The organism is Paenibacillus sp. MSJ-34, assembly GCF_018918005.1.
Classification (GTDB): domain Bacteria; phylum Bacillota; class Bacilli; order Paenibacillales; family Paenibacillaceae; genus MSJ-34.
The window spans coordinates 16,056-39,179 of sequence record NZ_JAHLPR010000023.1 but is presented as its reverse complement, the minus strand read 5'-3'; the positions used below and the strand labels follow the sequence as shown (position 1 = coordinate 39,179).

19 protein-coding genes and 1 pseudogene are annotated in these 23,124 nt (G+C 51.8%); 18 read left to right on the top strand and 2 right to left on the bottom strand.

Annotated elements, in window-relative coordinates; translation table 11 throughout:
• Positions 1 to 184 precede the first annotated feature (184 nt).
• The 18 genes and pseudogenes from KQI79_RS13025 to KQI79_RS12940 all read left to right on the top strand — a co-directional run.
• Positions 185 to 2,179, top strand: coding sequence for a Na+/H+ antiporter (locus tag KQI79_RS13025; protein WP_216538677.1), 1,995 nt, complete (start codon positions 185 to 187; stop codon positions 2,177 to 2,179).
• Positions 2,180 to 2,368: 189 nt separating this feature from the next.
• A complete protein-coding gene (locus tag KQI79_RS13020; protein ID WP_230191634.1) occupies positions 2,369 to 4,138 on the top strand; it encodes a sensor histidine kinase in 1,770 nt (589 codons plus the stop codon).
• A complete protein-coding gene (locus tag KQI79_RS13015; RefSeq protein ID WP_216538675.1) occupies positions 4,116 to 4,922 on the top strand; it encodes a response regulator transcription factor in 807 nt (268 codons plus the stop codon). Before KQI79_RS13020 ends, KQI79_RS13015 begins: the two co-directional genes overlap by 23 nt.
• A gap of 59 nt (positions 4,923 to 4,981) precedes the next feature.
• The gene (locus KQI79_RS13010) at positions 4,982 to 6,631 is read left to right on the top strand and encodes an extracellular solute-binding protein (protein ID WP_216538674.1); all 1,650 of its coding nucleotides are present in this window, start codon (positions 4,982 to 4,984) and stop codon (positions 6,629 to 6,631) included.
• A gap of 426 nt (positions 6,632 to 7,057) precedes the next feature.
• A complete protein-coding gene (locus KQI79_RS13005; RefSeq protein ID WP_216538673.1) occupies positions 7,058 to 8,035 on the top strand; it encodes a GNAT family N-acetyltransferase in 978 nt (325 codons plus the stop codon).
• A gap of 109 nt (positions 8,036 to 8,144) precedes the next feature.
• Positions 8,145 to 9,002, top strand: coding sequence for an ABC transporter permease (locus tag KQI79_RS13000; protein WP_253298131.1), 858 nt, complete (start codon positions 8,145 to 8,147; stop codon positions 9,000 to 9,002).
• A gap of 19 nt (positions 9,003 to 9,021) precedes the next feature.
• Positions 9,022 to 9,909 carry a carbohydrate ABC transporter permease gene (locus tag KQI79_RS12995; protein WP_216538671.1) on the top strand — a complete coding sequence of 296 codons (888 nt, stop codon included), beginning with the start codon at positions 9,022 to 9,024 and terminating at the stop codon, positions 9,907 to 9,909.
• Between the two features lie 56 nt (positions 9,910 to 9,965).
• Positions 9,966 to 11,567 carry an extracellular solute-binding protein gene (locus KQI79_RS12990; protein WP_216538670.1) on the top strand — a complete coding sequence of 534 codons (1,602 nt, stop codon included), beginning with the start codon at positions 9,966 to 9,968 and terminating at the stop codon, positions 11,565 to 11,567.
• 12 nt (positions 11,568 to 11,579) lie between these two features.
• The gene (locus KQI79_RS12985; protein ID WP_216538669.1) at positions 11,580 to 13,235 is read left to right on the top strand and encodes a DUF4855 domain-containing protein; all 1,656 of its coding nucleotides are present in this window, start codon (positions 11,580 to 11,582) and stop codon (positions 13,233 to 13,235) included.
• Between the two features lie 40 nt (positions 13,236 to 13,275).
• Positions 13,276 to 14,331, top strand: coding sequence for a Gfo/Idh/MocA family protein (locus tag KQI79_RS12980; RefSeq protein ID WP_216538668.1), 1,056 nt, complete (start codon positions 13,276 to 13,278; stop codon positions 14,329 to 14,331).
• 92 nt (positions 14,332 to 14,423) lie between these two features.
• The gene (locus KQI79_RS12975) at positions 14,424 to 15,269 is read left to right on the top strand and encodes a sugar phosphate isomerase/epimerase family protein (RefSeq protein ID WP_216538667.1); all 846 of its coding nucleotides are present in this window, start codon (positions 14,424 to 14,426) and stop codon (positions 15,267 to 15,269) included.
• Between the two features lie 31 nt (positions 15,270 to 15,300).
• Positions 15,301 to 16,173, top strand: a complete 873-nt coding sequence (locus KQI79_RS12970; RefSeq protein ID WP_216538666.1) for a sugar phosphate isomerase/epimerase family protein — start codon at positions 15,301 to 15,303, stop codon at positions 16,171 to 16,173.
• A gap of 75 nt (positions 16,174 to 16,248) precedes the next feature.
• Positions 16,249 to 16,941 (top strand): N-acetylmannosamine-6-phosphate 2-epimerase, encoded by a 693-nt coding sequence (locus KQI79_RS12965; RefSeq protein WP_216538665.1) that lies wholly within the window; start codon positions 16,249 to 16,251, stop codon positions 16,939 to 16,941.
• A gap of 12 nt (positions 16,942 to 16,953) precedes the next feature.
• The gene (locus KQI79_RS12960; protein ID WP_216538664.1) at positions 16,954 to 17,397 is read left to right on the top strand and encodes a hypothetical protein; all 444 of its coding nucleotides are present in this window, start codon (positions 16,954 to 16,956) and stop codon (positions 17,395 to 17,397) included.
• A gap of 465 nt (positions 17,398 to 17,862) precedes the next feature.
• On the top strand, positions 17,863 to 18,438 hold the full coding sequence (locus KQI79_RS12955; protein ID WP_216538722.1) for a MarR family winged helix-turn-helix transcriptional regulator: 576 nt from the start codon (positions 17,863 to 17,865) through the stop codon (positions 18,436 to 18,438).
• Positions 18,439 to 18,459: 21 nt separating this feature from the next.
• Positions 18,460 to 19,734: an acyl-CoA thioesterase/bile acid-CoA:amino acid N-acyltransferase family protein gene (locus KQI79_RS12950; protein WP_216538663.1), complete on the top strand. Its 1,275-nt coding sequence runs from the start codon at positions 18,460 to 18,462 to the stop codon at positions 19,732 to 19,734.
• A 12-nt stretch (positions 19,735 to 19,746) separates the two neighbouring features.
• Complete coding sequence (locus tag KQI79_RS12945; protein WP_216538662.1) at positions 19,747 to 20,559, top strand: MBL fold metallo-hydrolase; 813 nt, start codon at positions 19,747 to 19,749, stop codon at positions 20,557 to 20,559.
• A gap of 44 nt (positions 20,560 to 20,603) precedes the next feature.
• Positions 20,604 to 20,867: pseudogene (locus KQI79_RS12940) on the top strand (AAA family ATPase); the annotation flags it as partial.
• 195 nt (positions 20,868 to 21,062) lie between these two features.
• Here KQI79_RS12940 and KQI79_RS12935 read toward each other — a convergent pair.
• Positions 21,063 to 22,415, bottom strand: coding sequence for a sensor histidine kinase (locus KQI79_RS12935; protein ID WP_216538721.1), 1,353 nt, complete (start codon positions 22,413 to 22,415; stop codon positions 21,063 to 21,065).
• A complete protein-coding gene (locus KQI79_RS12930) occupies positions 22,415 to 23,104 on the bottom strand; it encodes a response regulator transcription factor (RefSeq protein ID WP_216538660.1) in 690 nt (229 codons plus the stop codon). Before KQI79_RS12930 ends, KQI79_RS12935 begins: the two co-directional genes overlap by 1 nt.
• Between the last annotated feature and the right edge of the window lie 20 nt (positions 23,105 to 23,124).

Here is a 23,124-nt window from a genome sequence, read left to right as displayed (position 1 = left end):
GTTATCGACTTGGGACCGGCCTTTTTCTCGTTTCCCGAGTAGACGCATGTTATGAAGCATGGTTGCAACAACTTATTTTTTACAGCCATTTTGGGGATGTTAGCTACATGCGGCAAGTTAAATTTTACCGTACCGTTTGCCGTCCGTCTTGCTTATTGATCCCTATAAAGGAGCTGGATCCCGCGTGGAAATCTTTCTTATGGTCCTCATGTTTCTGGCGCTTATCGGCATCTCCAATGTCATCAACCGCTTCCTGCCGTTTATTCCGGTGCCGCTCATCCAAATCGCGCTTGGCGTCGCAGCGGCGTATATGCCCGGATTGTATCATGTGCCGCTAAACCCGGAGCTGTTCCTCGTCTTGTTCATCGCGCCGCTGTTGTTTAACGACGGGAAACTGACGCCGCGCGAGGAGCTATGGAAGCTGCGAACCCCCATTCTTCTCTTGGCGCTTGGACTCGTCTTTGCTACCGTTCTTCTTGCAGGGCCGTTTATTCACTGGCTTATTCCGGCAATCCCGCTATCGGCGGCCTTTGCCTTAGCGGCGATTCTTTCGCCGACCGACGCCGTTGCCGTCGGTTCGTTATCCGGCCGAGCCAATCTGCCGGGGAAAATTATGCATTTGCTCGAAGGCGAAGCATTAATGAACGACGCTTCCGGCCTTGTGGCGTTTAACTTTGCGATCGCCGCGACCGTTACCGGTTATTTCTCGCTCCCGAAGGCGATCGGAAGCTTCATCGTTATCGCCGCCGGCGGCCTGATCGCGGGCGCATTGCTCGGTTTTTTCGTCATTTGGCTCAGGTCGCTGCTCCGCCGGCTCGGGATGGAGGATACTACGCTTCATATGCTCATTATTATTTTGACGCCGTTTATCATTTATTTGATTGCGGAAGAGCTTCACGTATCGGGCATATTGGCCGTCGTTGCGGCGGGAGTCACGCATGCGGTCGAGCGGGATCGGATGAAGTCCGCTTCGATTCGGCTGCGCGTCGTATCGGACAGCACGTGGTCGATTATTCTGTATACGCTGAACGGTCTCGTCTTTCTATTGCTTGGATTGGAAGTTCCGGGAGTCATCGATCAAATATGGCGGGACCCGTCGTATAATAACGGCCAAGTGATCGGTTATATTGTCGCTATTACCGGCGTTCTTATCCTATTGCGCTTTTGTTGGGTATGGGCGGCTAACCGCCGGTTTAAACCTTCGCTGTTAACGGCGCTCTCCGGCGTTCGCGGCGCCTTGACGCTTGCGGCGGCGTTCTCGATTCCGATGACGCTTGCGGACAATCAGCCGTTCCCCGAACGAAATCTCATTCTTTTTATATGCGCGGGCGTCATTTTGCTGACGCTCGTTATCGCCAGCGTCATGCTGCCGCTGCTCACCCGCGGGTTGGGAATCCATTCGGATAACCGGGAGGAAGTAGAGCGCAATGCCCGCATTCAAGTGCTGGAAGCCGGATTAGCGGCCATACGCGAGGAAATGAGCGACGAGAACAAGCAAGAAGCGATGGACTTGCTGTCCGAATATTCGAGACGAATCCATTTGTCGAAATTGAAGGGCCATTCGGACATCGGAAAAGCGTGGAGATCGGCGGTGGGTCTTCGCATGGAGGCGCTGAGCGCGGAAAGAAGCGTCGGCGAGCGATGGCTTCGAGACGGGCGCATCTCTCCCGAATTTGCAGATCGTTTCCAACGGTCTCTTGACAAGGTAGAGCTATTGCTGTCAAGCCGGTATCGCATCAAAATATGGTTGATGGCGGCATGGTCGGCTTTATGGCATGGATTGAAGGGGCGGAGGCAAAAAAGGAAGATGGACCCGTCGCATCCGGAATGGAATATTTATAAGGAGCTTAAGCTCGAGGCGGCCCGCGCGGCGATAGAACGAATGAAACAGTTGGAGACGGAGCGCAATCGGGAAACCGTGCGGGCGATTATCGCGGATTATCGGGGCATGGAACTGCATCTCGAGAACGATCGCTTATGGACCCGGTCGAAAGGGCTGTTGAATGCGCAACGAAGAGATCTCGAGTTGAAGGCGATCCAAGCGGAACGGAACGCGATACAGAATCTGTTCGAGTTAGGGAACATCGATCGCGGTTTTGCGAATCAGTTGCGCATCGACGTTAATTTTCGCGAAGCGAATGTGTTCGAAACGAAGACACTGGACGAAGAATATATATGAGGCTAATCGAAACAAACCGGCGAATCAAATGTTTCCGGTGACAGAAGTAGTTGCGGAACCTTACGTAATAGGTTACCCTGTAACTATTGAATTGTGGGAGGAATACGAATCGTATCCTTCTTTTTCGCACGTTTGTAAACGCTTTAACGGTTATAAGAACGCAGACAGGGGATGACTGACTTGAAGCCCGTGAAGTTGCCCGGAAATCGAATCCGCGGAAGCAGGCGCTACTTTAAGCCATATTCGCTGAAACACCGGTTGATGATCAGCTTATTTATGACCGCTTTGATGCCGCTTATTCTAGTCGGAAGCATTTCTTACGTTTCGTTATCCTCGATCTTGGACAACAAGGCCGAACGGGGCGTCCGCAGCCATTTGAACCAGGTTCGTTTCTCGCTCGAAAATACGTTAAGCCAATTGAATCACGTTTCCCAGCAGCTTGCGTTTGACGGGAGGGTAGGGAAAAATTTGGAGCGGTATTTTTTGGCCGATTCATACGAGAAGAAAGCGCTGCATGACGAAATCGTCAGCGAGTTGAGCCTGATCAATTTTACCAACCCGACGCTGGGGCTGACTTTCTACTATATCGAAGGCACGAATCGGTATTTATTCGAAAATTACAGAGTGCAAGAACCGTTCGATATCGACGGATTGCCCGTCCTGATGAAAACGAGCAAAATCACTTATTACGGGCCGCATACGTCGTTAAATCCTTTGGACGGCAGCCAGGTATTCTCGGTGAAACGGAAGGTAGAGTTGCCCGAGAGCGATACCTTATATCTTTATATTGAAACGAGTTTTCGATTGGCGGAAACGATCATTAAGAACGATCCGTTGAACAGCAATACATATCATTTGATTCTCGACGGAAACGGAGTCGTTACCTATAGCGAGGACGAACGGCATTTTCCCGTTGGAAGCTTGCTCGACGGATTATCGGAGGATAAAACGCTTGTAAACGGTTTCTATTTGTTCCGGGACCGCCAAAGCCCGACATGGAACATCGTGGCGGCGGTTCCCCAGGCGGCATACGACGCGGAAATCGATCGTTGGGAGAAGCAATTCGCCTTGCTCGGCACATTGTCTTTGGCCGTCGGCTGCTTATTCGCCGTCATTATATGGCGCACGCTATATCGCCCTTTGCGCAATTTATATTTGGACATCCGCGCCGTCCGCAGAAATAATCTGACGGCGCCCTCCCGTTGGTCGAACAATTTGGAATTCGATACGATTCATAACGAGTTTACGAAAATGCGGCAGCGAATTTCCGAATTGATCGGCGAAGTAGAACGGAAGGAGAAGCGGAGAGCGGAACTGGAAATGGAGCGGCTGATGCACCAGATCAACCCGCATTTCCTGCACAATACGCTCGATACGATCCGGTGGCTGGCGCGGGCCAAGGGAGAGAAAGAAATCGATCATCTGATCTCCACGCTAAATAAAGTGCTTCATTATAACTTGAGCAAACGGGGAGAAGCGTTGATCAAGGACGAATTGGAGGCGATCCGCCAATATATTATGCTGCAAGGCGTACGTTACAACTTCCAATTCGATCTGCGGATTTATGCGGATGAAACCGTGCTGCAGCGCCCTGTGCCGAAATTTATACTTCAGCCGATCGTGGAAAACGCCTTGTTTCACGGGCTTGACGACGAGAACGGTTTAATCGAGGTATCGGTCAAGGAAGACGGCGAAAACGGCGTCATGATCCGCATCAAGGATAACGGACAGGGCATGACGGAGAAAGAAATCGAACGGCTGCTGGACGGGGAATCGGACGATCATAAATCGTTCGGATTAGGAATCGGATTGCAGTACGTGATCCGTACGCTGCAATTTCATTTCGGAGAACGGGCGGGCCTTCAAATCGAGAGCGCGCCCGGGCAAGGGACGACCGTCATGGTGCGGTTGCCGACGAATGAGGGAGGTAAGCAGGATGTACAAGGTTTTAGTCGTTGACGACGATCATCTCGTGCGCAAAGGATTCATCGGCATGATGCCGTGGAATAAATACGGCTTCGAGGTCGCCGGCGAAGCCGGAAGCGGCAAGAAGGCGCTGGAACTGCTGACCGGGGAGCGAATGGACGTACTCATTACCGACCTGGCGATGCCGCTGATGTCGGGAATCGAATTGTTTCGCGAGGTTAAGAAGCTATATCCGCATATGCATACCGTCGTATTAACATTCCATCAAGATTTCGAGCTGATTCAAGAATCGTTGCGCTTGGGCGCGATCGACTATATTACGAAAACCGAACTGGAACACGAACAGATGGACGAGGTGCTGGCCCGGATCCGCACAAGAATCGACGAGAAGTCGCCGCGGAACGCGCCCGTTGCCGGTCTGCCGGCCAATATTCCGCCGGAATCGGCTTCCGGCGCCGATTCGGACGAACTGCTCGCCTGCGTCCGCAAGGCGCTCGATTATATGAACAGCAAGTTTGACCATGAACTGACATTATCGCTTGTGGCCAAAGAGGCGAATATGAGCCGCAGCTATTTTGCTCGCTGCATTAAAGATTTTACCGGTAAAACCTTTCAAGAGCATCTCCGGGAAATCCGCATTTCCTATGCCAGAACGATGCTGGAACAAACGAGAAAACCGATCTACTGGATTGCCGCGAAGTCGGGATATCCGAACGAAAAATATTTTTGCAAAGTGTTCAAAGCCGTGACGGGAATGTTGCCAAGCGAATATCGCAAAAAATTCGATATCTATAAGAACGGTTTGAACATGAACTGAGCCTCGGATGCTTCGGATGCGCAATTTTGCGCCAGCGACGGGAAAGGGAGGGAAACGCGATGCCGATACGCAAAGCGCTGCCGCTGCTGTTGTCGATGATGCTTCTGGCGGCGCTGCCCGCTTGCTTGCCAATCGCCGAAACGGCGGCCGACAAGGACGGATTGCATCGTCAAGACGCCGAAACGGACGTTATCGATCCGTTCCGGTTGCCGGAGCCGGTCGAAGTGACCATGGTCAAATCGGTCAGACCCGATTTGAAGCTGCCGCCCGGCGATACGATCGAAGACAATTTGTTTACTAGATATCTCTATGATAAGACGAATGTAAAATTTAAAATATTGTGGTACGCTTCGGGCAACGACTACGATCAAAAATTCAATTTGGCGCTGGCCAGCGACGATTTGCCGGATGCGATGATCGTGGACGAAAAAACGTTCCGCATGATGGCGAAAGACGACTTGCTTGAAGATTTGACGGAAGTGTACGATAAGTACGCCTCGCCGCTACTGAAGGAAATATACGGCGCGACGCGTGGAGAAGCGTTGGACAACGCGACATATAACGGCAAATTAATGGCAATCCCGAATATATTGCCGAAGGCGGATTCCTATCCGCTCGTCTGGGTTCGCAAAGACTGGCTTGACCGATTGAAGCTGCCGGAACCGAGAACGCTTGAGGACGTGGCGGCGATTGCGCAAGCGTTCATCGAACGGGATCCGGACCGCAACGGAATTGCGGATACGATCGGAATGACCGGCAACAGCAAAGCGATCACATCGGGCGGGTATACCGAGGCCCATGATTTCAAAGCGGTGTTCAACGCATTCGGCGCTTACCCGAATATTTGGCATCGGGATGCGGAGGGCAAGCTCGTGTACGGCTCAACGACGCCGGAGGCGAAGCAAGCTTTGGCGCAAGTCCGGAAATGGTATGCCGAAGGTTTGATCGATCAAGATTTCGCGCTGCGCAAAAATCCGTTCGAACTGGTGAATCGCGGACAGACAGGCGTCTTCTTCGCGCCGTGGTGGGCTCCGTGGGAGATCGGCGAAGCGGTCCAGAACGATCCCGCTGCGGATTGGAGGCCTTATGCCATTGCCGGCAACGACGGAAAATATCATGCGACGATGGTTCCGATGAGCGGCAATTTTCATGTCGTGAAGAAAGGGTTCAAGCATCCGGAAGCGCTGATCGTCAATTTGAATTTACAAACCCGTTTCGGCCGCGAACCGACGGAGGACGATTTGCAGCTCGACGTCACGTATATCGAGATGTTTCCGTTGATGCTGTCGGTCGAATATCGGGATGCCGTCAGCCGCAAACACGACGCTTTGATGCGGTCGATTCGGGGCGAGACGGCGCCGCAGCAATTGTCCCAAGAGATGCGGTCGATTTACGAGCGTTACTTGCGCGATCAAGCGAACCCCGGGGCGAACGCGGGCGATTGGGCGCCTTCCCATGCCTATCGTTATTCGGGCGCCGCGCTCAAGCGTACATTCCACGAAATGAAGCCGTTGTTCACTGCGTCGACCCCGACAATGGAGAAGAAGTGGGCGAAACTGCAAAAGCTTGAAAACGAAACGTTCTTCAAAATCGTGCTGGGCGAAGAGCCGATCGAAGCTTTCGACCGATTCGTCGTGGAATGGATGGCGCAAGGAGGCGCGCAAATATTGAACGAGATCGAGCAGGAACTAAGGGGCGAATATGAATAGATGCCGAAAAGGCTTGATGGCCGTTGGATTGTATCCAACGGTTTCTTTGTTGTGGGCACGAATGCGGCCTTCTCATTGGAATCTATCCAACAGAATCTTCGAAATATGTTGAGAAAAAGAAAAAATGCGGGATTCCATTGGACTTTTTCCAATCGAACTTCCATTCGCGCCATAAACCAGGCATTGTTATTGTACGTTTTCCAATAGAACGATGGGCGAGGTCCGGAAAGTCGGTGCGAATCGGTGCAATTTCGTCTCCGAAACGTGCACTTTCGTCCAAACGGCCAGGAAGCCGCGACGAAAGTGCACGAAACAAAGACGATCTGCAGCCGCCGCGGGAGGTTATTTTTTTTACAATGAATAAAGCGCCGGTGAAGACGAGCGAAACAAAGCGATACGATGACCGGCGAATGGAGGAAGGACGCAATGAAATTAGTACCGATCAATGAACATACGATTCGGCCCCTATGCGAGTTATGGAACCGCGAAATCGGCGGCGAATTTCCGATTCGCGAAGCGTTGTTCCGCCAGAACAGCATCCGCGACGCCAACGTGGTTGAAGCCGGTTCATGGGCCGCGCTTGCCGACGACGGGCAGAGCGTAGCCGGATTTGTCGTCTCGAAGATATGGCGGGAGCAGATCGAGCCGCTGCGGTTGGGCGAGGGAATGGGGTGGATCTCCGTCCTGCTCGTCGGCACCGCCTGGCGCGGGCAAGGCATCGGGAGCCGGCTGCTGGGAGCGGCGGAGCAGGCGCTGCGGCAATACGGCGTCCGCCAAATCCATATCGGCGGGGATCCGTGGCATTACTTCCCCGGGGTTCCGAAAGGCGACGCCCAAGCGGCAAGCTGGCTGGAACGAAGGGGTTACAAGTATCAGAACGACGTATACGACGTGTACCGCAATATGATGACGGAGCATCCGCCAGACTTTCCTTCTTTCCGGGACGGCGCGAGCTGTGTGTTGCTTTCGCCGGAGCGGAAGGAGGATTTTCTCGCTTTTTTAGAGCGATGTTTTCCCGGCCGATGGTTGTATGAGGCCGTCAAATATTTCGAATACGGCGGCACGGGAAGAGAATTCGTCGTATTGGAGCGCGAAGGGGAGATCGTCGGATTTTGCCGGATCAATGACGCCGCTTCTCCGGTCATCGCGCAGAACACGTATTGGGCGCCGCTGTTTCGGGAGGAACTGGGAGGGATCGGGCCGCTCGGCGTAGACCCGGATTGCCGCAACCGCGGCTACGGGCTTGCGCTCGTGCAGGCGGCGATCCGCTATCAATACGACAACGGGATCCGCCATCTCGCTATCGATTGGACCGGCATTCCCGACTTTTATCGAAAATTGGGATTTGCGCCGTGGAAGACCTATGGCGTCTACTGCAAATCGACGCAGACAGAAGCAGGCTGACTCGTCGTCTAACATTACTTCTAGGGAGGCGAAGCAATTGGGTGGAACGAACCGCCAAAGGTCCGGCTCATGGGCCAAAGATCTGTTGTCGAACAAATGGCTGTACATTATGTTTATACCCGCGTTGATCTGGTATGCGCTGTTCGCTTATTGGCCGATGTACGGATTGATCATTTCGTTTCAGAAATACAACATTGTCAAAGGAATCGCAGGCAGCGATTGGGTCGGGCTCAAACATTTTATCGCGTTTTTCAAAGACCCGTTCTTCCCGCGCCTGATGCGCAACACGATATTGCTGAACGTATACGGGCTCGTATTCGGGTTCCCCATTCCGATCTTGCTGGCGCTCTGCTTTAACGAAATTCGCAATGTCGTTTTCAAACGAATTACGCAAACGATCAGTTATTTGCCTTATTTCATTTCCACGGTCGTTGTCGCCGGCATTGCGCTCACGTTTTTGTCGCCGACAACAGGAGTCATTAATGCGTTTCTGGAAAGATTGGGCGTGGACGCCATCCATTTCTTCCAAGAGCCGGGCTGGTTCCGCACGGTGTATACGACGCTCGGCATTTGGCAAAGCGCCGGCTTCAGCGCCATTATCTATTTTGCCGCCTTGTCCGGCATCAGTCCGGAGCTGTATGAAGCGGCCCGCATCGACGGAGCGAATCGCTTCAACCAGCTTCGATACGTGACCTTGCCGGGAATAATGCCGACGATCGTCATTATGTTCATTCTCAACCTTGGCAGCATGCTGGGAGCGGATTTCCAGAAGATCATCCTGCTGTACAATCCGACGATCTATGAAACGGCGGATGTGCTCAACACCTATGTATACCGCAAAGGGTTGATCGATTTCAACTACGGATTCGCCACGGCGGTCGGATTTTTCCAAGGGGTCGTCGGATTCGTTCTCGTCTATGCCGCGAACTGGATCAGCCGCAAAGTGAATGAAACTTCCTTGTGGTAATCGTGAGAGGAGAAATGTTATGGCAACCGTTGTACGCAAAAGAGACTGGGCGGATGTTAGTTTCAATATTGCGATATACGCTTTTATCGCGTTCGTTTGCTTTGTCACCTTGTATCCGTTCTATTATATTATCGTCGTTTCGTTAAGCGAGACAGGTCCGGTCATGAAGAACGAAGTGTTTTTCTGGCCCAAAGGGTTCAATCTGGCGGCATACAAAACGGTTTTGAATTATGACGGCATCGCGCTGGCGTATTTCAATACCATTTTATATACCGTGGCAGGTACCTTGATCAGTTTGCTGTTTACCGCGCTTGCCGCCTACCCTTTGTCGTGCCGGGAATGGAAAATGCGCGGGCCGGCCACGATTTTTCTGGCGATTACGCTTTGGTTCAGCGGGGGGTTAATCCCTTTCTATCTGGTAGTGCGCAATATGGGGCTGCTCGATACGCGAATCGGAATTTTGCTGTATGGCGCGGTATCCACGTTTTACGTCATTATCATGCGCACCTATTTCAGCAGTTTGCCGACAGAACTGAAAGAGTCCGCCAAAATCGACGGGGCGAGCGAATTGCGGATCTTGTTTCAAATTATCGTTCCGTTGTCCAAGCCGGTATTCGCGGCGCTTGGATTGTATTACGCGATCGGAAAATGGAATTCGTTCTTCTGGGAATCGATCTTCCTGAACAATGAAAAGCTGATGCCGATGCAGGTCATCTTGATGCGGATTATCCGCAACAGCGCCTTCGACAAGGAAATGAAGCAAGCGCTGTTGCTCGATTCGGGCGTGCTGCCCCTTACGATCCAATATGCGGCCATTATCGTCACATCGTTGCCGATCATTCTCATCTATCCGTATCTGCAAAAGCATTTTGTGAAAGGGGTGATGATCGGCGTGATCAAGAGCTAGCAATGACGGCGGCATTCGGAACTTGGCTTGCAAACATGAAAGGGAGGGGTAAGCAAATGAATCAAAGATGGAATATGATAGCCGTTTGGGCGATGGCGCTGCTGCTTGTCTTAACGTCGGCGGCTTGCGGCGGAACGGACAAGGGAAGCGCACCGGAAACCGGGAATAACGGGGACAATGCAAAACAGGAAACGCAGGAAAAAACGAAATTATCGTTGTTTATCGTCAGCCGTTCGCCCGATGCGCTGTATACCAACGATACGCTGACCTGGAAGACGATCGGCGAGAAGTTCAACGTCGAATTCGACTTCATCACCGGCGACAACACCACGATGTCGGAAAAATTCCGGTTTACGATGGCTTCCGGCGATTATCCGGACATCGTGGCCGGGCAATTGAAAGACATAAATCAATTCGGCAAGGACGGGGCGTTTATTCCGCTGAACGACTTGATCGAACAGCATGCGCCGAGCATCAAGAAGCATGTGATCGACGACAAGGACGCCTTTATGCAAACTTCGGACGATGAGGGGATGATATACGGCGTGCCGATGATGTCCGCCATCCGCACTTCGAGCGGGCCGATGGTTCGCCAGGATTGGCTCGACCGGCTCGGATTGCCGATGCCGGAGACGATCGACGAATGGCATGCGACTTTGAAAGCGTTTAAAGAGCAGGATGCGAACGGCAACGGGGATCCGAACGATGAAATTCCGTTTGCCGCGGAGGCCGAAGGCCACTGGTTTATCGGATTTTTGGACGCTTGGGGTTTGAATTGGGATTGGGACAACCGCTGGACGGAAGAGAACGGGAAGCTGATCTACACGCCGACCGATCCGCGTTTCAAGGAGTTTCTGGAAGTGATGAACCGTTGGTACGGCGAAGGCTTGCTGGATCGGGAATTGATGACAAGACAGAAAACCGATCTGGACACGCTCCTTTTGAACAATCGGGTCGGCGCCACCAACCATTGGATCGGACATATCGCCGGATTCAAGAACAAGGCGGAAGCGCAGCAAATCGAAGGCTTCGACTACCAGGTAGCGCCTCCTCCGGTCCTGAATAAAGGCGACAAGCCGCTCACGCATAAGCAGCAGAAAAGCGTCATTCAATTAGGTTGGGGCATTACGGCCAACAACAAGCATGTCGACCTGACGATGAAAATTTTCGAATACGTCAATAGCGACGAGGGGCAGATTTTGTTCAACTTCGGCAAAGAAGGCGATACGTACACGCTCGACGCGAACGGCGATTATCAATATACGGACAAGGTGACCTCGAGCCCCGACGGCATATATAACGGATTGCTCCGTTTCGGCGGCCAAGCGTGGATCGGCTTCCGCCAGCATCCGTATTACGAGAAATTGATTGCGGACGAAGATTCGTTCAACCAAATGTACAGTTATATCGAAAAGGATTATTTCCGTCCGCCGTATCCGACGTTGAAATATTCCGAAGAAGACAGCGAACGGTTCGGCGAACTGACGACGCAGCTGAATACTTACATCGACGAGATGGTGTCGAAGTTCGTTATCGGACAAGTGCCGCTCTCCAAATTCGACGAGTTCGTCAGCCAGTTGAAAAAGCTGGGGCTGGACGAATTGCAGCAAATTCAAGATCGCACTTATGATCGCTATAAAGAAATGATCGGACAATAAAGGAGGATGCGAATGAAAGCACAATGGGGAACAGGCATGTTGGCGGCTGTTATGCTGTTTGCGAACCTCTCTCTCGCATCGGCGGAAGAAGCGGAGCAGTCCCGCGGCGCGATGCGCAATTTGGCGCTGGGCAAGTCTTACTCCGTCTCGCAGCCGCCCGATTCGCAATATAGCGACGACGGAACAAAGCTGACGAACGGCAAGTATGGGGCGGCCGCTTACGAGGACGAAGCCTGGATCGGATTTTACAAGGGGAATACCCGCGAAGTGACGATCGATTTGGGAGCCGCGAATTCGATCGCCGCCATTAAAGCCAACTTCCTGCAAGCTCCGTCCGGCGGGGTGCAATATCCGAACGTGACATCCATTTCCGTCTCCGACGACGGCAAGGACTGGAACGCATTGCGGCATGAAGGCGCCCCGTCCGCCTTCTGGCTCGCTGACCCGCCGACGTATTCGTATGAATGGGACGGCGCCAGGGACGGGGTTCCGGGCGGCAACAAGCACGCGTCCATGGCATACGCCCGTTATGTGAAAGTAACGTTTACGACGAATGTGTGGGTGTTTCTCGATGAAATTGAAGTGTGGGGCTATGAAGGGAAAGTGAAGGGAGCCCATAAGGCGAAATCCGAACAGCCGCGTTATTTGGAGCCCGGCAAGCGGACGACGGACGGGATTGGCGATATGGTGCTGCTGTACAACGGCCATTACCCCGACGGTTTGGGCGAGTGGACGAAAGAGAAAATCATTCCTTATATCAGCTATGTCGATCGGCAAGGACAGCCGCAAGATTGGCTGTTCGACGGCGTACTGTATTTAGGGCTGAGCTCGCCGGAAGGCAGAGCCTTCGAGATGTCTTTCAACGGGTCTGCCTTCGAAGATTGGCAATGGTATTTGGATAAGACATTCGCCCCGGACGGCGATATGGACCAGCTTAACGAGGCGGTGCGGGACGTGTCGCGCACGCTCGGGAAGAAGCAGGTGCCGTTTCCCGTGGTGCTGATGATCCCGTATCCGGCAGAGCCGCAGACGAATTTCGGCGATGTGGACGGCGACGGGATCGGCGAAAACTTTAGCGCAGCGGAAGTCGGGGCGGAAGCTTCCTTGGCCAACAAGAAAAAAGCGGTCGGCTGGTATATTGACGAAGCGTTGCGGCGCTGGAAGGACAAAGGGTATTCCCATCTGCAATTAAGCGGACTTTACTGGCTGAATGAGGAAGTGGCGCCGGACGGCACCCGCGATTCGGAATTGATCCGTTTTGCCGCGGATCGCGTGCATGACGCAGGCTTGAAATATTATTGGATTCCGCGTTACCGGGGATATCATTTTCATGATTGGAAGAATCTGGGATTTGATGCCGTAGCCTATCAATCGAACCACTTCTTCCAAGACAGCGACCGTACCCGAATCGACGACGCGGCCCAATTGGCGAAAGCGCTCGGCATGGGCGTGGAAATCGAATTCGACGAGAGGATCAACGAGGATGCCGGCTTTGCGAAACGCATGCTGGACTATCTCGAAGGCGCCAAGCCGAACGGTTACGATCGCAAGACGTTCCGCGGATACTATCAAGGAAACAAGGCAATCCTCGATGCGGCGCTAAGCGCCGATCCGGAAGCGAGGGCCAACTATGAGAAGATATACCGGTTTGTAAAAGGAAAGGATTAACATTTCCGCGACGCGATAGAAATAGAGGAGGAGAGAACACATGAGCAAGATTAGAATCGCCGTCATCGGAGCGGGCAGCATCTCCGACGTGCACCTGAACGCGTACAAAAATAACAAGGAAACGGAGATTGCGGCGATTTGCGACGTAAACGAAGAACGCGCAAGGCAAAAAGCGCAAGCGTATGGGGCGGGCAAAGCGTATGCCGATTACCGGCAAGTGCTGGCCGATCCCGACATCGACGCGGTCAGCGTCTGCACCTGGAATAACAGCCACGCGGAAATCAGCATAGCCTCTTTGCGGGCCGGGAAGCATGTGCTCTGCGAGAAGCCGCTCTGCAAAACGGTGGAAGAAGCGCTGGCGGTGGAAGCGGCCGCGAAGGAGAGCGGGAAAACGTTGCAGGTCGGCTATGTCAGGCGTTTCGGCATGAACGCGCAAGTTCTCAAGCAATTTGTCGATGCCGGGGATTTGGGCGAAATCTATTACGCCAAAGCGTCATGCCTGAGAAGATTGGGCAATCCCGGCGGCTGGTTTGCCGATACCGAACGTTCCGGCGGCGGCCCGCTGATCGATCTGGGCGTGCATGTCATTGACATCGCCTGGTATATGATGGGCAAGCCGAAGGTGAAATCGGTGACGGGCAATACGTATAAGCGGCTCGGCAATCGCGGCAATATCCGGCACCTGTCGTATTATAAAGCCGCCGATACAGGCGGCCCCAATACGGTCGAGGATATGGCCAATGCGCTCATCCGCTTCGAGAACGGCGCTTCCTTGTTCGTGGATGTCAGCTTTGCGCTGCATGCGCAGGAAGATCATATTTCCGTCAAGCTCTACGGGGATCGGGGCGGAGCGGAATTGGAACCGAAACTCGCAATGGCGACGGAAAAGCATGACACGATGCTTAATATCCATCCGCAAATCGATGCGCTTACCTTCGACTTCGCGAACGGGTTTCAGAACGAAATCGATCATTTTATCGATTGTTGCCAAGGGCGGGCAGAGACGATCTGTCCGGTGGAAGACGGCGTAGAGATGATGAAAATGTTGAGCGCGATTTACGAGTCCGGGGCCAGGGGCGCGGAAATTCGCTTGTAAAGGCAAGGAAATCAAATGGGCGAAATGCAAATTCAATTCCATGGCACCGCGGCGGCGGACGGCATGATATTACGAATAGGGAGTGACCGGCAATGAAGTTGGGAGTTAGCTCTTACAGCCTGCAAGGAGCGGCGGAGCGCGAGGGCATGACGATATTGGATATGATTCGTTGGACGGCGGAACTCGGCGGAGAGCATGTGGAGATCGTTCCGATCGGCTTCGATCTCGTGGAGCGGCCGGAACTGGCGGCGCAAATTCGCCAGACGGCGGAGGAAGCCGGCATCGAATTGTCCAATTATGCAATCGGAGCCAATTTTATGAAAGGTACGGAAACGGAATACGCGGCCGAAATCGAGCGCGTGATGAAGCATGTCGATGCCGCCAGGCAGCTTGGCGTGACACGGATGCGTCACGATGCGGCGTGGCGCCCGACGGACGAAATATCGGTCGACGATTTCGAGCGCGATTTCGAAGCGCTGGTTCGCGCATGCCGTACCGTCGCGGAATATGCCGGACAATTCGGCATCGTCACGAGCGTGGAAAACCACGGTTATTATATTCAAGCAAGCGAAAGGGTGGGACGTCTCGTTCGGGCAGTCGATCGCGAACATTTCCGCACGACGCTGGATGTAGGCAACTTCCTCTGCGTCGACGAGAACCCGTCGATCGCGGTACGGAACAACATTCCGCTGGCTTCGATGGTGCATGTGAAAGATTCCCGCAACCCGGGCGAAGGCTGGTTCAAGACGGCGTACGGCAATTACTTGCGCGGCGCGATCGCAGGACATGGCGACATCGATATGTACGAAATCATTCGCATCGTGAAACGTTCCGGTTACGACGGATATATATCGATCGAATTCGAAGGAATGGAAGAATGCAAATCCGCCATAAAAATAGGAATGGAAAATATCCGGCGCATCTGGGATGAAGTATAACGACGGTTTACAAAAAGGAGAGTGGAAAGACATGAAATTAACCAATCCTATCGGCGTGATCGTGGACAGCTTCCGGCTGCCTATAAGGGAAGGATTGCGCAAAACGCAAGAAATAGGGGCCGACGGCGTGCAAATTTATGCGGTAGCGGGAGAAATGGATCCCGATGCGTTAAGTTCGGCTGCGCGCAAGGAGCTTAAGGATTATATTCAATCCTTGGGGCTGGAAGTTTCCGCATTGGTCGGAGATTTGGGCGGCCACGGTTTCCAGGATAAAGAACAAAATCCGTCTAAAATCGAAAAGTCGAAGCGAATTCTCGATCTGGCCGTGGAGCTCGGGACGAATGTCGTGACGACGCATATCGGGATCGTGCCGCATGAGGAAAACGAAGTATACGCCGAAATGCAAAAAGCGTGCGAAGAATTAAGCCTTTATGCAAACTCCATGAACGCCCATTTCGCGATCGAAACCGGGCCCGAGACGGCCGAACATTTGAAGTCGTTCCTGGATACGCTGAGCGGCAAAGGGGTAGCCGTCAACTTCGATCCGGCGAATATGGTGATGGTGACGGGGGACGATCCGGTGCAAGGCGTCTACACGCTCCGGGATTATATCGTCCACACGCATGTGAAGGACGGCGTCCGCTACAAGGAGGTCGATCCGCGCGAAGTATACGGCGCGCTGGGATACGAGCCGATGGACCACGGCAAAATCGCCGAGATGGTCCGCTCCGGGCAAATGTTCAAGGAAGTGCCGCTCGGGGAGGGCAAGGTCGATTTCGATGCCTATTTCCATGCGCTATCGGACATCGGGTATCGTGGGTATTTGACCATCGAACGCGAGGTAGGCGATCAGCCGGAGACCGATATTCGCAAGGCAGTCGAATTTATTAAGAGATATCGCTAATTGGGGATGACAGGCATGAAAAAGCAACTTTGAAGTCTGCCTGAAAGTGCATGTTGCCGAAAGGGAGGGACGGCCGTGAATCGAACGCTATTCGAACGGCTTAGAAACGGGCTGATCGTTTCATGCCAGGCGTTGGAGCATGAACCGCTTCACGGGGCGGATACGATGGCCAAGATGGCCAGAGCGGCCGAAATGGGCGGAGCGGTTGCGATTCGGGCCAATGGCGCGCAAGATATCGCGACCATCAAACATGCGACGAAGCTGCCGACGATCGGGCTCGTCAAGAGAGAATATGCCGACAGCGAAGTCTATATTACGCCCACGCGGATAGAGATTGAGGAACTGATCGACGCGGGAGTCGATCTCATTGCTCTGGATGCGACGCGGCGCGCAAGGCCGAACCGGGAAACGCTCGAGTCGTTGATCGCTTATATGAAGGAACGGGGCCAAACGGTTATGGCCGACATATCGACGCTGGAAGAAGCGATGTACGCCGCCTCGTTGGGCGCGGATTGCGTATCGACAACGTTGTCGGGATATACCGCGTATTCCCCGCAGTTGGAAGGACCCGATTACGATTTGGTCAAGAGCGCGGCGGAACGATTGACGATTCCGGTTTTTGCGGAAGGGAGAATCGGTACGCCGTCTCAGGCCGCGCATATGCTGACGCTCGGGGCCCATGCGGTCGTCGTCGGCTCTGCGATTACGCGCCCCCAGTTGATTACGAAAGGATACGCCGCGGAGATGAGGAAGGCGTTGACGCGCTAGGAGGCGGTGAAATTGAAACATTCGTATTTATTCGAAGAGGGCCATTGGAAGGCGACAGGCCGTTATTACGATCAAGAAGGAAATCAAGTTGAAGTTTACGCGGAGACGACGATTAGACATATGGAGAAGGAATGGATTTTGGATGGATATATGGAGTTGCAATCGGAGCATCCGGTCAAGATTTTCAATACATATTCCATCGATCCAATACCGGCCCGCGCAGAATTCACGACATGGACATCGGAAAATCCGGCCTTGGGAACTTTGTCCGGAAAATTTATGATGATAGGAGATACGATATTATCGGCATATGTTTCCGAGAACGGTTTATATTCCGGCTCGGAATGTTTGGTTAAGATAAACGATCGTCAATACGCGAACAGAGGCTTCGCCTTCCATGGCGAGATGAAATTATCCTCATGGGAAGTAACGCTGGAACGGATTTCGTTTGCATAATACGCGTCTTGTCAAGCTTTGAAGGACAGGCGATGCAAACTGCTCGCGGGCAGCCGTTCGTCGTCCCGTAAACATCGAACTTCTTCGCATTCTGTCTGGCATCGGCCAAGGCAGGGTTGGAGAAGTTCTTTGTTTCTATAGATTGCTCCCTAATGGCGCAAACGAAACTGACAATCCTTATTGGGCTCAAAATGAAGACGTTCCCAAGCTAACGAAAGTACGCATCGTTATTCAGCGAAAATCGACGGTTTTACCGCCTCTTTCCTCTCATTAGCGTGTTACAGTTTCGTTACACGAGAAACTAGGTAGTTTACAGACTATTAGCGTGTTTATGTTTCGTAAGCCTGACGGGTCGTCAGCCGCTGCGGTATGATGAAATTAGTAAACATGTTGACAAAATTACATGAGTCTGTTACAGTCTATATTGTCAACATGGTGACAATATAGAGAGGATCGATTCGAATGATGGAATATTCCAAAGCGCTAAAAGACTTATATTTAATGCAGCAGATATACGCCACTTTTTTTTCCGTGACGAACAAGCTGCAGACGCAAGGAGACAACTATTTTGAGAAAGTAACGTCGCGGCAGTACTTGATCATGCTGGCAATATCCCATTTGCCGGAGGATGAAACAACGCTTATTAATATTGCAAATAAGTTGGAAACGAGTAAACAAAGCGCCAAAAAGCTGATCGACAACCTGGAGCAAAAAGGGTACGTCGTTACGATGCCAAGCAAACGGGATAAGCGCGCCATTAACGTGACCATTACCGAAACGGGCAAAAAGGCGATGATGGAATGCGGCGAGATAGCGGTTACCCTGATGGCGGACACGTTCAACGATTTCACAACAGAACAGCTCGAAACGTTATGGGATTTATTAAAACGATTGCATGGTGTGAAAGACGAAGAACAGGTTGCTTTTAAAGAAGATGTGAATTATAAATTCGAACATTTGGAAGGGTTTCAAGAGGCGCAGACTCGGGCGTTGGAGCGGTTTGTCACGCGGAGAAAGAGGCTTGTAAACGGCAAAGAATGAGAAGGATGGAGGTTTACAAATATGAAATTACATATAACGCCGACAATTGGGTTGATCGACGAGAAGATTGCGATTCAGGTCGCGGAATTGCCGCCGGGAGGAAAGCTGAAAGTTACCGCATCCATGCATTTTCCATGGGCGGCCAGCGAAAAGTATGAGTCATTCGCTTGGTTCATTGCGGACTCAAACGGCCATGTCGATTTGTCCAAACAAAAACCCGATTCCGGGACTTACGATTATATCGATAGTATGGGCCTGATTGCTTCGTTGCGCAAGACGAGCAGCGGGGGAGCGAATATTGCCCGGCATATTTCAATCGATCGGAGCGTCATGATTGATATGGTGTGCGAATGCGAACAAGATCGGGAATGCGTACGCCTGGAGCGCTTGTTCCTATTGCCCGAAGTGAAGAGACAACAGGTTGCCGATGAATTTCGGGGAGAGTTGTTCTACACCGACAATACGAATCGTAATACGATTATTCTATTGGGCGGATCGGACGGAGAGCGGAGCGCTCTTTCGCTTCTGGCCGGACCGCTGGCGTCCAGAGGCTTTCATGTACTGACCGTCGGATATTTTAACGAAGAAGGATTGCCTGCGAAGCTCGAGGAGGTGCCTCTCGAATATTTTGAGAAGGTGTTTGCATGGCTGAAAAACAACCCGTTAACCCGTAACGGCGAAATCTATGTCCATGGCACGTCCAAAGGAGGAGAATTGGCGCTGCTTCTGGCTTCACGCTATAATGTCATTTCCAAAGTTGCGGTTTCCGCGCCTCATGCATATTGTTTTCAAGCGTTGGACGGCCTGGCGAGCGGCAACCTTGTTTCGTCGTGGTCATATAAGGGAGTGTCATTGCCTTTTATTCCGGTCGACAATGATATTTTTTACGAGCATCATCGCATTTGCCTGGAACAGAACAAGCCTTTCGGGTTTGCTTCCACCTACAAGACGAGTGTGGAAAGGGCCGCCAATAAAGAAGACGCGCGAATCAAAATCGAGAATGCGCATGCGGATCTATTATTCATTGCAGGCTGCAAAGACAATGTGTGGAATACGTACGATGCATGCGTTGAACTCATGGATATTTTGGAAAAACATAACTATAAATATAACTACAAGCTTTTGGCGTATGAGGATTTAGGGCATTCGTTGCCCATTCCGTATACAATCCCTTTGAATGAAACGTTGAACGTGAAAATGGGGGAAGGGGTTTTTACTTGCGGCGGAACATTGGAAGGGAATTGCTACGGTCAATCCGATTCCTGGCGGAAAACAATCGAGTTCTTTATGAATTAAAGGAGTGATTGGATGTTTACGATTGAAAAAAGCGGAGAAATATTGCATGTAAACGGTATTTTCATGGCAAAATGTACGATATCTGTTCCCGGCACTTCAATAACTGTGTATAGTTTTAATATCGATGGTGTGTTAATCGATACGGGGGCTCGATCATTACATGAACAATTTCAGCCATTTTTCGAACAAGCCGATTTCGACCAAATCATGCTGACCCATTTCCATGAAGACCATACCGGGAATGCGGCTTCTTTACAGCAATATCGGGAAATTCCGACTTTTATTCATCGGATGTCCACTCACCTTACGGAACGGTCTGCCCGCTTACCTATGTATCGTCAAGCATTTTGGGGGCAGCCTGAAGTTTTTACATCCCAACCTCTCGGCCAATCATTCGTATCCCGGAACGATACATGGGAAGTCATCGAAACGCCCGGGCATACGAAAGACCACATGTCTTTTTATAATCGCGACAGAGGGGCCATATTCACCGGGGACCTATTCGTAACCCCGAAAGTAAAGGTTGTCCACATTGATGAGAATATCGTTTCGACACTGGACTCATTAAAAAAAGTGCTAACGTATGATTTTGAACATATGTATTGCTGTCATGCAGGATACGTAAAGGACGCAAAAAAATGGATTCAGCTTAAAGTCGATTATTTAGAAGAAATAGAGGGTAAAATACTCGCTTTTTCAAAACAAGGAAAAGAAATAAACGAAATTACGGCGGAACTTTTCCCAACGCCGTATCCGATTATAGCCGCCTCCAACACCGAATGGTCGCCCGTTCATATCGTGCGTAATTTTCTAAATAGAGGGTAGCAGCCAATTTGCCGCTTGTCGAATCAAAGAAAGGGGAGATGACTATGGTTGTCCAAGAGCAAAGGGGAATTTATCTGATCACCGGCATTATGGCTTCCGGGAAATCGACGGTCGCACAGCATCTTGCGGAGAAATTCGAGAAAGGCGTTCATTTGCGGGGAGATACGTTCCGCAGAATGATCGTCAGCGGAAGAGAGGAGATACTGCCGGATTCGGAAGGAGAAGCGATCGAACAATTGCGCCTGCGCCACCGGATCTCCGCAGCCGCCGCAGATGCGTACTTTGAAGCGGGGTTCAATGTCGTACTGTTGTAGTAGCGATTCTTGCCCTTAAGGCGGCGGCCGGCGGCCTTCCGATCAGGAAGCTGGCATTGTTCGAGCCCCCGTAACAAGCAGCGGCAGATTTGGCACAAAAACGAGTGCCAGGCTGCCGCCGCATATTTTTTACGTCTGATTAAATAGATGCCGAACGCTTGAAGCCGACTATATTGATTTATGCTCAGTCTAATTAGGTTGAATATCGTTCTCGCCTTGCTTGGCGGCAGGCATCCAACCTGACAGAAGCGCTCCGCCGTATGCATGGTTTGTTGCAATCAGCTCGCCCCCATGCCGTCTGACGATTTTTCGCGAGATGGTTAATCCCAAACCGGCTCCGCCCGTTGAACGATTTCGCGACGCTTCGCCGCGGTATAACGGTTCGAACACGCGCTCCAGTTCCTCTGAAGTGAAGCCCGATCCGGTATCGCGAATGGCAAAGGTCGCTTTATGACCTTCTTTAGCGCATTGGACGTAAATTTTGCCGTAGGGGGGAGTGTGCCTGACAGCGTTATCCAATAGATTGTTCATGGCACGCTCCAATAGATGCGTATCGCCCATAATTATGCAATCATCTGCCAAATGATTCGCGATCAACGATATGTGCTTTTGCTGCGCTAATGGACTCAGGCTTTCTATCGACCTCAGTAACAGCAGTTTCAGGTCAATCGCGTTGTCGACGATTTCCGCCTGCGCGTATTCCGTCTTCGTAAAGGTGAACAGATCCTCAACCAACCGGTCCAATTGCGCAGATTTATCCTTGCATACCTTCAAATACGCTGCCATTTTATCCGGCGAACGGGCAATTCCTTGTTCCAGGCCGTCCAAATATCCTCGCAAGGCAAACAAAGGCGTCCGTAAATCATGCGCGACAGCGGCAATGACAAAGCGTCGTTCTTCTTCCAATTCCCTTTGTTTCTGGAACGATTGCTGCAGTCCCTTCACCATTACTTCAAATCCGTCGCGCACTTCGGCAATTTCTGCGATCCGGGATTCGGGCAACCGGACATCGAGCTCTCCTTCCGCAATTTGGCGAGCCGCCGATCCCATCCTCTCAAGCGGCTTGAGCAACATCCTTCGCATTTCATATCCAATAATAATAAAAGCCAACAAAAGCCCGGCCAATGCCGCAATCATTTGAACCGTTCTGGCATTGGGCAAGAATACGAGAACCCTTCCCAGCACTTTCCCGTCTTGAATGACAGAAAACTGTTCCGTTGATTTCAAAGCGCGTTTGCGCTCCGGGTCGGATGAATAAATTTCCTGGCCCGATTCGGTTAGAATCGCCGCATCTATGCCCGCTTGCCGCAAACGGGAACGCAATTGATCCTGCCAACTGGGATCGGTCCAGCGGTTCGCATTTCTTTCTATCCATTGCATCGTCTCGGTCAAATTTTGTTGTTGCTCCGGATTTTGAGGATGATTTGTAACGCTCAGCGTTTTTGTTTCAAGGAAGTGCGCCGAGACATAGAATATCCACGGCAACGAAAGGATGAGGGCCAGTCCAAGCAGCGTAACCGTTCGAATACGGAGCGTTCTCATCATGATTCTCCCTCGAAGCGATACCCCACGCCCCATACGTTGATCAGATACTCGGGACGGTTCGGATCGGATTCGATTTTCTCGCGCAGCCGGCTGAGATGAACCCGAACCGTATGCTTATCGCCAACACCGTCCCAAAATTTGTCAAGCAGTTGGTCATAAGAAAAAACATATCTTGGATGCTCTACAAACAACCGCAGCAATTCATATTCCTTCGGCGTAAGCGATACGATACGCCCGTCGACGAATACCTCTCTCGTGAACAGATTGATCCTGAGCCGCCCATAATCCAAGACGTTCCTGTTCGTTTCCTGCTGAGAGCCCGAGCGCCGCAATACGGCTTTCACCCTGGCAACAATCTCCCCGGGCGAAGCGGTTTTCACGATATAATCATCGCCGCCGAGCGTCAAACCGCGAATTTTGTCCACATCGTCGCTGCGCGCGCTCAAGAACAGGATGGGGACGCTACTTTCCGCCCGAATCCGCCGGCATAATTCAAACCCGTTTTGTCCCGGCATCATAATGTCAAGGACGATGCAATGGATCGTATGTTGCTGGAACACGGCCAATGCTTCGGCGGTATCATTAGCGGTCTTCACTTGAAATCTATCGTTTTCCAAAAAGTCTCGCAATAGTTCGACGATGCTTTGATCGTCGTCTACGACAAGGACCGTGTATATATCATTCACGAATAGCCCACCTTTTCCGG

What these genes read in the sequence shown, in the direction of transcription:
- KQI79_RS12970 (WP_216538666.1), top strand. Translation starts at nt 15,301, where the DNA reads ATGAAATTAACCAATCCTATCGGCGTGATCGTGGACAGCTTCCGGCTG.
- KQI79_RS13015 (WP_216538675.1), top strand. Translation starts at nt 4,116, where the DNA reads ATGTACAAGGTTTTAGTCGTTGACGACGATCATCTCGTGCGCAAAGGA.
- KQI79_RS12980 (WP_216538668.1), top strand. Translation starts at nt 13,276, where the DNA reads ATGAGCAAGATTAGAATCGCCGTCATCGGAGCGGGCAGCATCTCCGAC.
- KQI79_RS12975 (WP_216538667.1), top strand. Translation starts at nt 14,424, where the DNA reads ATGAAGTTGGGAGTTAGCTCTTACAGCCTGCAAGGAGCGGCGGAGCGC.
- KQI79_RS12955 (WP_216538722.1), top strand. Translation starts at nt 17,863, where the DNA reads ATGGAATATTCCAAAGCGCTAAAAGACTTATATTTAATGCAGCAGATA.
- KQI79_RS12935 (WP_216538721.1), bottom strand. Translation starts at nt 22,415, where the DNA reads ATGAGAACGCTCCGTATTCGAACGGTTACGCTGCTTGGACTGGCCCTC.
- KQI79_RS13000 (WP_253298131.1), top strand. Translation starts at nt 8,145, where the DNA reads ATGTTTATACCCGCGTTGATCTGGTATGCGCTGTTCGCTTATTGGCCG.
- KQI79_RS12950 (WP_216538663.1), top strand. Translation starts at nt 18,460, where the DNA reads ATGAAATTACATATAACGCCGACAATTGGGTTGATCGACGAGAAGATT.
- KQI79_RS13005 (WP_216538673.1), top strand. Translation starts at nt 7,058, where the DNA reads ATGAAATTAGTACCGATCAATGAACATACGATTCGGCCCCTATGCGAG.
- KQI79_RS12990 (WP_216538670.1), top strand. Translation starts at nt 9,966, where the DNA reads ATGAATCAAAGATGGAATATGATAGCCGTTTGGGCGATGGCGCTGCTG.
- KQI79_RS12995 (WP_216538671.1), top strand. Translation starts at nt 9,022, where the DNA reads ATGGCAACCGTTGTACGCAAAAGAGACTGGGCGGATGTTAGTTTCAAT.
- KQI79_RS13010 (WP_216538674.1), top strand. Translation starts at nt 4,982, where the DNA reads ATGCCGATACGCAAAGCGCTGCCGCTGCTGTTGTCGATGATGCTTCTG.
- KQI79_RS12985 (WP_216538669.1), top strand. Translation starts at nt 11,580, where the DNA reads ATGAAAGCACAATGGGGAACAGGCATGTTGGCGGCTGTTATGCTGTTT.
- KQI79_RS12945 (WP_216538662.1), top strand. Translation starts at nt 19,747, where the DNA reads ATGTTTACGATTGAAAAAAGCGGAGAAATATTGCATGTAAACGGTATT.